The 12,326-nt window shown below is 50.8% G+C and carries 10 protein-coding genes; 3 read left to right on the plus strand and 7 right to left on the minus strand.

Features of this window, described 5'->3' with window-relative positions:
* Positions 1-28: 28 nt before the first annotated feature.
* Complete coding sequence (locus I6E49_RS10865) at positions 29-2,071, minus strand: RNA degradosome polyphosphate kinase (RefSeq protein WP_235402295.1); 2,043 nt, start codon at positions 2,069-2,071, stop codon at positions 29-31.
* Positions 2,072-2,245: 174 nt separating this feature from the next.
* A complete protein-coding gene (locus I6E49_RS10870; RefSeq protein WP_235402296.1) occupies positions 2,246-3,100 on the minus strand; it encodes a leucine-rich repeat domain-containing protein in 855 nt (284 codons plus the stop codon).
* A 233-nt stretch (positions 3,101-3,333) separates the two neighbouring features.
* Here I6E49_RS10870 and I6E49_RS10875 point away from each other — a divergent pair, with 233 nt between their 5' ends.
* Positions 3,334-4,386, plus strand: coding sequence for a porin (locus I6E49_RS10875; protein WP_235402297.1), 1,053 nt, complete (start codon positions 3,334-3,336; stop codon positions 4,384-4,386).
* A gap of 120 nt (positions 4,387-4,506) precedes the next feature.
* On the opposite strand, the gene I6E49_RS10880 is transcribed toward I6E49_RS10875, so the two are convergent.
* Together I6E49_RS10880 and I6E49_RS10885 are read right to left on the minus strand one after the other, a co-directional pair.
* A complete protein-coding gene (locus tag I6E49_RS10880; RefSeq protein ID WP_235402298.1) occupies positions 4,507-5,919 on the minus strand; it encodes a C1 family peptidase in 1,413 nt (470 codons plus the stop codon).
* Between the two features lie 45 nt (positions 5,920-5,964).
* On the minus strand, positions 5,965-6,198 hold the full coding sequence (locus tag I6E49_RS10885; RefSeq protein ID WP_235402299.1) for a hypothetical protein: 234 nt from the start codon (positions 6,196-6,198) through the stop codon (positions 5,965-5,967).
* Positions 6,199-6,315: 117 nt separating this feature from the next.
* Here I6E49_RS10885 and I6E49_RS10890 point away from each other — a divergent pair, with 117 nt between their 5' ends.
* Together I6E49_RS10890 and I6E49_RS10895 are read left to right on the plus strand one after the other, a co-directional pair.
* Positions 6,316-7,497, plus strand: coding sequence for a phosphoribosylaminoimidazolecarboxamide formyltransferase (locus I6E49_RS10890; RefSeq protein ID WP_235402301.1), 1,182 nt, complete (start codon positions 6,316-6,318; stop codon positions 7,495-7,497).
* Positions 7,498-7,524: 27 nt separating this feature from the next.
* Positions 7,525-7,734, plus strand: coding sequence for a hypothetical protein (locus tag I6E49_RS10895; protein WP_235402303.1), 210 nt, complete (start codon positions 7,525-7,527; stop codon positions 7,732-7,734).
* Positions 7,735-7,949: 215 nt separating this feature from the next.
* Here the strand turns inward: I6E49_RS10895 and I6E49_RS10900 are convergent, their stop codons facing one another.
* The 3 genes from I6E49_RS10900 to I6E49_RS10910 all read right to left on the minus strand — a co-directional run bounded on the left by I6E49_RS10900 (position 7,950) and on the right by I6E49_RS10910 (position 12,322).
* Entirely contained in the window at positions 7,950-9,404 is a 1,455-nt protein-coding gene (locus I6E49_RS10900) for a TlpA disulfide reductase family protein (RefSeq protein ID WP_235402304.1), read from the minus strand.
* Between the two features lie 90 nt (positions 9,405-9,494).
* Positions 9,495-10,595, minus strand: coding sequence for a TlpA disulfide reductase family protein (locus I6E49_RS10905; protein WP_235402305.1), 1,101 nt, complete (start codon positions 10,593-10,595; stop codon positions 9,495-9,497).
* Positions 10,595-12,322 carry a PKD-like family lipoprotein gene (locus I6E49_RS10910; protein WP_235402306.1) on the minus strand — a complete coding sequence of 576 codons (1,728 nt, stop codon included), beginning with the start codon at positions 12,320-12,322 and terminating at the stop codon, positions 10,595-10,597. The genes I6E49_RS10905 and I6E49_RS10910 overlap by 1 nt, the downstream gene beginning before the upstream one ends.
* Positions 12,323-12,326 lie beyond the last annotated feature (4 nt).

Consider the following 12,326-nt stretch of genomic DNA (forward strand, 5'->3'; position numbering starts at 1 on the left):
GGGTGGGACTTTTCCATGCAGAGATAAATCAGGGGGTGGGGCTGTAAGCTTTATGTAATTCTTCCTGCGAGCTGAACGGCCCTACGCCTTCGTTCACGGGCTGTATCTCATTGGTGCCCCGACCGTCAACGATGCGTCCGTTGGTAGTGTCGCGCAGTCCGTAGTCGACGGTTCGCATGAGGTCGCGCTTCATTTCGTCGTCGTAGACGGGTGTGAGCACCTCGATACGGTTGACTAGATTGCGCGGCATCCAGTCGGCTGAACCAATGAAGTAGCGTGGCTTGTCGTTGTTGCAGAATATCAGTATGCGTGAATGTTCGAGATAACGGTCGATGATTCCGACGACGCGCATGTTGTCGCTCACACCCTCTATGCCCGGCACGAGCGAGCAGTTGCCGCGTACAAGGGCGTCGATGCGCACTCCGGCACGCGATGCGGCGTACATCTTGTTGACCACGTCGGGGTCGGTTATGTGGTTTATCTTTATCTTGACCCAAGCCGGACGACCCTCCTGTGCGTTCTTTATCTCGTTGTCGAAGAGTCGCAGTATGCGAGATTTCATAGAGTTTGGCGATACGAGCAGTTCGCGGAAGCGCATCGGTGAGAACGGACGGTCGATGAAGTCGAACACCTTGGCCACCTCGCTCACGATGCCCTGGCGGGCAGTCATCATCAGATAGTCGGTATATACGCGTGCGTTGCCCTCGTGGAAGTTGCCTGTGCCCACGCAGGCTATATCGCCCTTGGTGGTGTTGATGTACAGCAGTTTGCTGTGAATCTTGAGTCCTTCGACACCGAAGATTACGTTGACGCCCTCTTCCTGCATTCGCTTGCTCCACTTGATGTTGCTCTCCTCGTCAAATCGTGCCATCAGTTCGACCACAGCCGTGACCTTCTTGCCGTTGCGGGCGGCACAGATGAGCGCCTTCACCACCTTCGAGTCCTTGGCAAGACGATAGAGTGTGGTCTTTATCTCCTTGACGCTGGGACGCAGGGCAGCCTCGCGCAGCAGACGGATGTAGGCGTCGAACGAGTTGTAGGGAACGTGTATGAAGCGGTCTTTCTTGCGTATCTGCTCGAAGAGCGACTCCTCGGCGAGGAATTCGGGCTTCATCACGGGCTGCCACTTCTCGTATTTCAGTTCGTTGTGGCCGCAGTCGGGGAACGACATGAGGTCGCGATGGTTCTGATAGCGTCCGCCTGCGAGCGAAGTGTCAAGTTCGCGCACGTTAAGACGGTCGAAAACACGCTTCTGCATGTCGCGTGGCATGTCCTTGTCGTATATCACGCGGATTGGTTCGCCACGCTTTCGCGAGTTGACACCGAGCGCAATCTTCTCCATAGCACCGTAGTCGGCATCGTTGTCCACCTCCATTTCGGCATCCTTGGTGAACTTAAAGGAGTAGGCTTCGTACACCGACGGCTTGGTGCCGATGAATATCAGCGGCAGACAGAAGCGTATGACGTCGTCGAGATACATGATGTTGTCGTAGCCGTCGCTCTGCGGCAGGCGTATGAAGCGGCCGTACATGCGGTCGGGAACCTTGATGACAGCATACTTCACCTTACGTTCCGAGTCGGTGTGGGTCTTCTTTACGACGAGATATATGCGGTTGTCCTCAAGCGTGTTGAGGTCGTCAATGGCTGAGAGCCAGATGGGATTGGTCGAGCCGTTGAGCTTGTCGTAGTACAGACGCTTGAGAAATTGCTTCTGCTCGTCGTTGAGCTGGGTCTCCTTGAGCAGTCGGATGTGGTGCTCCTCAAGTTCTGTGAACACGCTCTTTATCACCTTAGTGTATTCAGACGAATACTCCTCGTTGAGCCGGTTGATGGTCTTGAGCGTGCGCTTGAACTCCTTGCGGCGCTTGTCGGGCAGGCTTTCGCTGTCAGCCAAGCGATTGAGCGAGGCTACACGCACACGGAAGAACTCATCAAGATTGTTGCTGTAGATACCAAGAAACGAAAGACGCTCGAGCAGGGGCACCTGCTGCTTCTCGGCTTCTTGCAGAATGCGGTGGTTGAAGTACATCCAACTCACGTCGCGATCTATGTAGGTTGTTTGCTTTTTCATATTATAATATAAGACTAAAAGCCCTACCCCCGGCCCCTCCCCCGCAGGGAGGGGAGTGAAATGTAACGTGGGGATTGAAAATAGGGAATTAAAGTTTTATTATATCTGTTACAAAGTTGTGAGTTGTAAAGCATACCGCTCCCCTCCCTACGGGGGAGGGGCTGGGGGTGGGGCTTATTCTTTTCCCAACACCAGCATGTCACTATCTTCGGTGACATGCAGCAGCTTGCGGAACGCTTTCTGCTCACCGTCGGGCACAATAACCGAAAGCAGATTGTCGCAATCGCTGAATGCCGTGCGTGCCAGACGCTTCGGAGTGCCGAGGAAGGTAACTTTGCGTAGGCGGTCGCAACTGGCGAAGGCGTAAGGGTCGATTGTCATGACCGAAGCAGGGATAACGATCTCTTCGAGAGCATCGCATTCGCTGAAGGCATCACGGCCAATGCGGTCGAGTCCGTCGGGCAGTTGCACCTTCTTCAACTTGCTGCGGCGCGTGAAGGCAAGGCTGCCTATGGTGGTGACGGTCTTCGGAACGATAATCATCGAAGCATCGGTCATGCACGAGATGAGACGGGTGCGGTCGGCATTATAAAGTATCTTGGCATCGACGGCAAATGCTGCCGACTGGCAGTTGACCACCTTGCTGTCAAGACCTACAAAAGGATTCTTGCCCATTTCTTCTACAGATGAAGGCAGACATACCGATTCGAGCGACAGACAACGGGCGAAAGCCTCGTCGCCAATGCGTGTCACTGTGGCTGGCATGGCTACGCTGCGCAGATAGGCACAACCCCAAAAGGCGTTGTCGCATATCTCCTGGGTGTCGTCCTTGACGGCATAGGCTCCCTCAATGGTCTTCTTGGCAGCTACCAGACGGCGGCCACTCTTAGAGTAGAACACTCCCCATCCGTCGTCGCGCGCACCGTCCAGTTTCTTCAATGCAAGTTTTATGACCTGATTTTCAACTACATCATTACCATCAAGCCGCTTCTTAAGCGCACCCAATAATTCCTTCTTCTTCTCTTTCATTATATATAAATGTTAGCGTACTGCTATAAATGTTATCGTGCTGCAAAATTAGTGGATATAAATATAAAAACAATGACGCGCAGATTACGATAGTATTACAATAGTGTTACACAAGTTTCAGTCATTTTGTCTGGCCCTTATTTCTGCCTGTAACACAATCGTAACACATTCGACACGCCTCGAAAACAAGCTATATGTAATTTTGCCGACGTAAAAACAATACATAGCATAAGATGAAAACAGCAATTACATCGGCTCTGCTGTGCCTTGCCGCAGCTACAGCCTCAGCACAACAGACGACAACTACCGAAAAGAGCGAAACCGAAAAGGCTACGCCTGTAAATATACATGGTACGATACGCTCCAAATACGAATACCAGACCAGCGAGGGCGAAGGACGTTTTGAGGTGCGCAATGCCCGTATCAGCGTCGACGGCAGCCTGTCGCCTGTCATATCTTATAAGGCTGAGATTGACCTTTGCGACGAAGGCAAGATAAAGATGCTCGATGCTTACACCCGACTGAAGCCTGTGCAAGGATTGCAGTTCACCATCGGACAGATGCGTGTGCCGTTCACCATCGACGCCCACCGCTCGCCGCATCAACAATACTTCGCCAACCGCTCGTTCATTGCCAAACAAGTGGGCAATGTGCGCGACGTGGGTGCAGCACTGGGTTATTCGTTCAATGCCGGAATACCCATTATACTGGAAGCTGGAATGTTCAACGGCTCGGGACTTACCAATCAGAAAGACTTCTGGACCAAAAGCGTCAACTTCTCTGCCAAGGCGCAGATGTTCCTGCCGGGCGGATTCAATCTGACGCTGAGCACACAGAAGATAAAGCCTGACCACGTCAATGTTATGATGTACGATGCGGGCGCTTACTGGCACGCAAAGGGTTGGCACGTAGAGGCGGAGTATCTGTACAAGCACTACGCTCACGATGCCTTCAAGCCAGTTCATGCCTTCGACTCGTTCGTAAGCTACGACATCCCCACGGGCAAGGGTCTCGTACGCTATGTCACTCCGCTGCTGCGCTACGACTACATGAGCGACCACAGCGACGGGACACGCTATCTCAACGGCAAGGCGGACAAGGACGGAACGCTCATCGTCAACGATTCGCAACGCTCACGACTCACAGGCGGCGTTACGCTGAGCCTCAAGAAGCCATTCGTGAGCGACATCCGATTCAACTATGAGAAATATTTCTACAAGAACGGTGGCTTACCGCACACATCAGAGAAGGATAAGTTTGTTGTTGAAGTAATGACGAGATTCTAATATCTCGTCATTTTTTTGTGCTATATCGGGATATGTTTGCACTCAATGCGCACATAAAAAGAAAAGAGGCTACGGCACATTTGCCATAGCCTCTTATATATATTAATAAGGTACAGAATATTACATGTCATCGCTGAAGAGCGGATCCTCAGGCGTAACCATCAACGGCTTCTGCTCAAACTCCTTGAGCAATGTCTCAGGCACGTACTTCTTGTCTACTACAAGACGGAACATGTACTCGTTAAACCAGCGGTTGGTCATGATGATACAACCCTGGTGGCCGTTGGTTGCGCCCCAGCTGTTCTCCACCTTCCACTTGATTGGGTTGCCATCGTTGTCGAGATCGACAGCGGTGAGGGTCATGGCGTGGGTAGAACCCGAATCGAATGTGGCGATGCGGTCGGCCTTGTTCATAGGGAATGTGGTAGAGAAGAGCGACGCATAGTCGTAGTTCTCGGTGTCGGAGAATCCGCGCTCACGGTCAAACTGCTTGCCTACGTCGTAAGATGAATACATCTTCTTGCCGTCTTTGAGCGAAGCGATTGCCAACTTGGCAATTTCGTCCATCGGAAGGTTGAGATACTTCCAGTTGGTTCCGTCATAAACGTGGCGGTCGTATTCCACTTCGTATGTCTTGTGATAAGGACGGCGCGGGTCGTTCATCACCATAATGAATGTGCCCTTTATGGGATTGCCTACCACTTCGTCGTAGAACGACTTGGGAGTGAAGCGGCGCGGCGCGCCTACAGCACGTCCGTTCTTGTCGCGGAACTGGTATGTGAATTCCTTAACAGGTTCGCCCAATGCGATGGAAAGCATGCGATAGATGGTCGAGAGCATCTCGGTTTTGCGCTCGGCAATGGCCTGCTGCTTCTTGCCGGCGGATGCCATACGATACAGTTCGAGGCCATACTCGCGCAGCTTTGAAGAAAGCAGCGAGCGCAATTTCGATGTATTCTCGGCTGTATATGTCTCAGGCTGTGCCGACATAGGGACGAGTCCGTACTTCGGAGCGAGGTCGGCTACACCGCAGAATGTACCTCCGTCGTTGAGCGGACTTCTGAAGAAGAACTGCAGACGTGGGTCGTCGATGGGCTTCTTGGCATTGTCGAGCACTCCCTGAAGCATCAGGTTGGCCTTCTCAAGCTGGTCGTAGAAGAAGAGATAGTCGTGCGAGAAGTCTACACGCAACGAATCGGCATGACGGCGAGCGAAGTCGGCACGCAGCACATTGAAGCTTGAGAACATCCAGCAGCGGCCCGAACTCTTCTGATTGTGTATCGACTGCTTGGGAGTTTCGACGCTGAAGTGCGAGTCGAACAATCCTTTATTGGCGAAGTTCTTTGCCAAGTCGTCAATCTTATTTGCTGCCAAAGCGTTGAAAAGGGCCTTGTTGACAGGCGCAGATTCCTGAGCTTTAACGATTTTCTGCAATGTCTGCGACGAGATGCCGCCCTGCTTGTTCAGTGTCTGGGCGCCAGCCATTGGGGCAAGCGCAAGGCATAAGCCTAACAATAATGTCGATTTGTTCATAAATAATTATTTAAGATAGTTTTTGGCATAGCAATACAGTGTGTACTAATCTTCATAATTCTCCTGTCCATCGGTCTTTCCGTGAAGAGCTTCCTTAAACGAATCCCAGTCCTGAAAACCTACGAGCAGCGAAATACGGTCGAGAGTTTCACGCGAGGGCTTCTCCTTTCCGGTGATGTACAGACGCAACTTGTCGAGGGCGCGCACCTTCTGAGGAATGCGCTCTAACTCATGCTCGACGGTGTCAAACAGTTTCTTCAGTGCGTAATTAATGCTCATAACATCCTAACATGTAATATTTTGACGCAAATGTACTGCTTTTTAATGGAAATGTACCGCTTTTTAGTGGAAAAATCGTAATTTTGCATCCATATTTTTCATTCTTATATTCACTGTATGAAAGAATTAGCACTCAAGTACGGATGCAATCCGAACCAAAAGCCTTCGCGCATATATATGGAAGAAGGCGAACTCCCTATCGAAGTACTCAACGGCCGTCCCGGTTACATCAACTTCCTCGACGCTCTGAACTCATGGCAGCTCGTGAAGGAGCTGAAAGCCGCTACAGAACTGCCCGCCGCAGCTTCGTTCAAGCACGTTTCACCTGCCGGAGCAGCCGTAGGCCTGCCGCTGAGCGACACCCTTAAGAAGATTTACTTTGTCGATGACGTTAAGATTGAGCTCTCGCCGATAGCCTGCGCTTATGCTCGTGCCCGTGGAGCCGACCGTATGAGCTCTTATGGCGACTTCGTTGCGCTGAGCGACACTTGCGACGCTGCCACAGCAACTCTCATCAAGCGTGAGGTGAGCGACGGCGTTATCGCCCCCGACTTCACTCCCGAGGCTCTCGAAATACTCAAGGCAAAGCGCAAGGGTACATACAATGTGATTAAGATTGACCCCAACTACACTCCGGCTCCTATCGAGCACAAGCAGGTATATGGCGTGACATTCGAGCAGGGACGCAATGAGGTGAAACTCGACGACCCGGCTCTCTTCGAGAATATTCCTACCAAGGCCAAGAACTTCACACCCGAAGCTATTCGCGACCTTATCATCTCGCTCATCACTCTGAAGTATACACAGTCTAACTCGGTATGTTATGTAAAGGACGGACAGGCCATTGGCATCGGTGCAGGACAGCAGAGCCGTATCCACTGTACTCGTCTGGCTGGCAACAAGGCCGACATCTGGTGGCTGCGCCAGCACCCGAAGGTGATGAACCTTCCGTTTGTAGACGGCATTCGTCGTGCCGACCGCGACAATACTATCGATGTTTACATCTCGGAGGACCACGACGACGTTCTGCGCGACGGCACCTGGCAGATGTTCTTTAAGGAAAAGCCTGAGGTATTGACCATGGAGGAGAAGAAGGCATGGATTGCCCAGAACCGTGGCGTAGCCCTCGGCTCAGACGCTTTCTTCCCGTTCGGCGACAACATCGAACGCGCTCACAAGAGCGGTGTGGAGTATATTGCACAGGCAGGTGGCTCCGTACGCGACGACAATGTTATCGATACTTGCGACAAGTACGGCATCACAATGGCATTCACAGGTGTCCGCCTGTTCCATCATTGATTTTAATTTAAATACAAACAAACGATTATGAGCAAAGGCGACGATATAGACGCAATCATTGCCGGGGGCGGAATCTCCTGGGGTCGTGGCGGTGCATCCAACCGAAACAACGACGACGACGGCAAGGTGAAGACCAAGGCTAAGAAGAAGAAATACATCACCGGAGCCCATGGTAGCGGTTCGGCACGTCAAAAGGCGAAATATCGCGAGCAACGTGCAAACCGACACAAGAAATAAATTTACTTAGTTGAGAGTTGAAAGTTGAGAGTTTAGAGTTATGACATGCTTTATAGCATAAGACGATAATCAAATGATTATAACTGGTAATCATAACTCTAAACTCTCAATTTTTCAACATTCAACTTTTTTTATTGAATTAGACAACTCCTAATTCCTAATTCCTAATTCAGAATTAGAACAACTCCTAATTCCTAATTCGTAATTCCTACTTCTTACTCTTCTTCCTCACCCAGCAACTCAGCAACCTTGTCGCAGTATGACTTGGCATAAGCATTGTTCTTCAATACGGGCGACAAAGCGTTAGAGAAGCTCTGATTGTACGACTTGTCGAGAATGTTGAGGAAGTCGCGTTCCATAATATACGGAGCCACGGGCGAAGTGTTGTGGTCGAGAACGAAGCGCACCTGAGCCTCAAGCTTGGCTATCTTCGACATATCCTTACGCTTGCAGAGGGCCTCATACTCGTCGTATAGCTTCTGGTCGGCAGCCGACGAAGCCTTGAAAGGAGCCATCTTTACAGCCGAAGCAGCCGTTGCAGTCTTAGCATTTGACTTTGCTGGCTTGAAAGGCTTGCTCAGAATGTCCTTCACAGTATTAACAAGTTCCTCGCCACGAAGGTTGAACTTCACTACATTTCCAGCCGGATCGATGAGAACTGTATGAGGAACGCCACGCACATTGTACAGACGTATGATGTCAGACGACCATGCCTTCAGCGTAGACACGTGTATCCAGTTCTTGTCAGACATCTGATTCTTGGCAATACAGTTGGTCCAATCGCTGCGTTTGCTGTCGATTGAGTAGCTCAACACTTTGAAGTTGTCCTTGTTTTTAGCCTCAGCCAGTGCCTTCTTGATGAATGGTATCTCACGACGACAAGGCGCACACCACGATGCCCAGACGTCTAAGAAGACGTACTTTCCCTTCAGTTGCGACAACGACAGCGACTTTCCGTTGACTGTAAGAGCAGTGAAGTCGGGTGCCGGACTGCCTTCCACCATGTCGCTTGAGAGCAACTGGTTCTTCAGTTCCTTATAGATGGGATGGCTGTGCAGGCGCTCGGGCAGTGCAGCCATAAACACATCGTGCAGATACTTCGGCTTGAACATATAGTAGAGGTCGTACTTCAGGATGAAGAGACTTGCCTCGCTGTCGATGTGCTTGAGGTAATAATCCATCACATCAGCCTTGTAATACACGCCGTTGGCATTGAATATGGCTCCGTGATAAGGCATATACTTGCGGTCGTCATTGGTAATGCTGTCAGGCAAAGAGGCGCGAAGCTTCTCGATATTCACCTTAGCATCGTCGGCATTCTTGCTGTGCAGCATGGCATAACCTACAAAGATGTCGTTGTTCTTGGTTCCGTAAGCCTTGGCACCAACGGGGAAATTGCCGTCGAAAGGCTTGAACTTGATGTTGCCGGGTTCAAGAAGCAGCTGTGCCGAACCATTGTCGAAGCCTGTGATAATTGCAGCCTCAACGTCCTTAGGAGCCGTTCCTTCGAAGTGGAAGCAGCGGTTCTTCACCACAGCCGAGTCCATCATAACTTCCTGACCGTTAACGATATGCTTCAAATACACTTTCTTTATCGCCTGCGGAGTATAACGCAGCGAGTCGCGTGTCAGCTCACCGTCGATGGTGAAGCGGCGTGCTGTCTGTGCCATACTTGGCATAATACCCATGCAAACCAATGCAAATAAAAAGATTCTGGTTTTCATTTTATGTTTTAAATTTGGTTTTTAGAATATACATCATTACTTGAGTCGTTCCTGAAGGAAGTTCGCGAGCGACTCACCACGGATGTTTGTGGTGATGATATGGTTTTCTTCGTCGAGGATATATATGGCTGGCACCGCCTTGACATCGTAAGTACGAGCCACCTCACACTGCCATCCCTTGAGCGAACTGACGTTGATCCAGGGCAGACCATCCTGCTTGACAGCCTTCAGCCAACGCTCCTTGACATTGTCGAGCGACACGCTTACAATCTCCAATCCTTTGTCGTGATACTGCTCATACATACGCTTCAGCGACGGATTGTTCAATCGGCAGGGTCCACACCACGAAGCCCAGAAGTCGACAATCTTCACCTTGGCGTTCACTTTGCTTAGAGTCACCAAGTTGCCATTGAGGTCTGGCAGAGTAAAGTCGGGTGCTTTGCGTCCCTGAGTCACCTTCTCCATACGCTGAATGCGTTCGAGCATGATGCGGCCGCTGGGCGAATTCTTTGCACCTTCGCCCATAGAGTCGTACAATCTACGCGTGTCGGCGAGGTTGAGTTCAGCCATCAGCGCGTTGGCGTTGTAGGTATAGGCAGCTATAACGTCGTCGTGCTGCTTCAGGAAAGCCTGAGTTTCGGCGTTGATGTTGTCGTTTAGCGTGCGCAAGGAGTCGTTTGTGGCGCTGGCGCTGCGGAATTTGTTGGCAGCACGCAATGCGTCGTAACGCGCCTGCATAGCTTTCGACTCGGCATGAAGTTCGGCCGAGCGCTTAGAGAAAGCCATCCACTCGTCCTGAAGTTTTCCACCTTTAATATAAGCGGCATCTCCGTCGCACAGAAAAGCGTCGTACTTGGCGTTGGGTTCGGCAATGAAGTTGAATCCGCCGCTATAGCCTCGCACTACAATCTGTGCCATAACAGGCTCCTTTACTTTCGCCTTAAGCTGGAACTTAGGCGCTTTGAAATCGGCTACACCGAGTGTATCCATACGGTTTTCGCCCACTTGTGCCACAAGCAGGAGCTGTCCCTGCTTGACACCCTCAATCTTTCCGCTCACGACAACGTCGCTTTGAGCCTGTGCGGTGAAGGCACTGCCCGCCCAAACGAGCAGTGCCAATGAAATATTACGTAACATTAATTGCTATCTTTACTATATGGATAAACGTGTGCAAACTGCAAATCAAGGATACGACCGAAAGCATTGCCCTCTGAATCCTTATCACAGAAAAGGCTGAACGATTCGTCGACATCAGCCGCCGGAGTAAGTTTGATTTCAGCAACGGCTCCGTTGGATTCCTTGTTCATACCGATGCTGAGATACAAACCAAGGTCGCCGAGGTTTGAACTCATCGTACTGTTACTCTCAGCATCCTCCGTGCGGAACTTGATTACGCTAACGGTATAGCCCGCAGGAGCTGTATATACCACCTGCTCATCGCCGTTAGAGAGGTTGTGACGTATCACATTGTCGTCCTTGGCGTAGAAGATATAGTTGGTAGAGAACCACGGATTGTACGTGATGCTTGCCAGATTAGAGCCCGGATGGAAATCGGGGAGCTTCTTGCCAGTGATGGTGAATGCGCTCTCCGATGCTCCTGCATCACCGCCACGGCTCTTGCCTCCAGCGTCAACGGGGGTAAGTTCGTAGAGATAGAAGTTGTTGTCGGCATCCTTGAAGATGAACTGCGGCTTGGCATCGGGGAAGAACTCGTTGTGCGAAGCTATAAAACCATACACAGCAGTCTTGCCAACCGGTGACAAAGTTCCGAGCGAACTGAAGTCTACTTTGGCATCAAGCACAGGTTGTTTACTACGAGGTGAGTTCTGTACAATATCATTGAGATTCCATCCATAATCATCGCTGTTCGACTGATAGATAAAGCGATTGTTCTTGGCATCCCACAACAAGAAGTATTCGCTTGTCACTGTAGCTGCCGTAACACTATAGTCACCGGGGCGCAACGACTCCTTGGCATCCTCACCAGGCACGGTATAGTACGGTAAATTCTTACCAATATAGAATTGTCCGTCACGTGAGAGCAAGCACTTGTTTACGTTTAAGTTCGCAATGTTGCCCACATTAATCACACGGCTTGCCACAAACGATGATGAAACCGCAGGTACAAGGGGTACGTTGTAAGTATCCAAAGCCTTGAACACATTGTAGGTGTTGCCACGTCCGTTAGAACGGAACACCATAAGACCATTCACCTCAGGATAAGGATATGACGTATAGCCCAACTTAACGGCATCGGCAAACGGGTTGTCGGTGATAGTTGGCTTGGCAGTCTTGTAAGCATTGCTACGGCTTTCGAGCATTGTACCAATCTTCTCTACGTTGCCGAGGAAAGTCTCGCCATCCTTCTGATGCAGGAAGAAGAGACTGTTCTTGAAGAGCAGACGGGTCTTGACGTTCAGTTTGGCATAATAGTCGAGGTCGGTAGAGCGGTCCTTCACCTCCATTATCACCGAGTAGTTGCGGTCGGTGTTGGCAGGGAAGTTGAGGTCGACATAGCCGTTGGTGCGCAGCGTGTCGCGCACGGTCTCCGTCACCTCACGTCCGGTCATAGGGTCGCGCTTGGTGGCGGTGTAGGCAGTATACCATGTGAAGTCGAGATTGTCGTAGTTGTCGGACAAAGTCTGCGAGAGCTTTGCCTCCACACGCTGCACTTTGTCTTCGGTAAGGGGCAATTGCACCTCAATAACCTTTCCCGACACGCCTTCGTAAGCCTCAGGCTGATAGCTGACATTGCTTATGTCGACCTGATTCATGCTGTCGAAGCGGTAGTCGTAGTTGCCTTTGTCCTCATAGCACGATGTGAGGAGCAGGGCACTCATGGCTACATATATTATATTTTTCATAATC

Source organism: Leyella stercorea, from assembly GCF_021531655.1.

What these genes read in the sequence shown, in the direction of transcription:
- I6E49_RS10895 (WP_235402303.1), top strand. Translation starts at nt 7,525, where the DNA reads ATGAGCAAAGGCGACGATATAGACGCAATCATTGCCGGGGGCGGAATC.
- I6E49_RS10905 (WP_235402305.1), bottom strand. Translation starts at nt 10,595, where the DNA reads ATGTTACGTAATATTTCATTGGCACTGCTCGTTTGGGCGGGCAGTGCC.
- I6E49_RS10870 (WP_235402296.1), bottom strand. Translation starts at nt 3,100, where the DNA reads ATGAAAGAGAAGAAGAAGGAATTATTGGGTGCGCTTAAGAAGCGGCTT.
- I6E49_RS10885 (WP_235402299.1), bottom strand. Translation starts at nt 6,198, where the DNA reads ATGAGCATTAATTACGCACTGAAGAAACTGTTTGACACCGTCGAGCAT.
- I6E49_RS10875 (WP_235402297.1), top strand. Translation starts at nt 3,334, where the DNA reads ATGAAAACAGCAATTACATCGGCTCTGCTGTGCCTTGCCGCAGCTACA.
- I6E49_RS10880 (WP_235402298.1), bottom strand. Translation starts at nt 5,919, where the DNA reads ATGAACAAATCGACATTATTGTTAGGCTTATGCCTTGCGCTTGCCCCA.
- I6E49_RS10900 (WP_235402304.1), bottom strand. Translation starts at nt 9,404, where the DNA reads ATGGCACAGACAGCACGCCGCTTCACCATCGACGGTGAGCTGACACGC.
- I6E49_RS10890 (WP_235402301.1), top strand. Translation starts at nt 6,316, where the DNA reads ATGAAAGAATTAGCACTCAAGTACGGATGCAATCCGAACCAAAAGCCT.
- I6E49_RS10865 (WP_235402295.1), bottom strand. Translation starts at nt 2,071, where the DNA reads ATGAAAAAGCAAACAACCTACATAGATCGCGACGTGAGTTGGATGTAC.
- I6E49_RS10910 (WP_235402306.1), bottom strand. Translation starts at nt 12,322, where the DNA reads ATGAAAAATATAATATATGTAGCCATGAGTGCCCTGCTCCTCACATCG.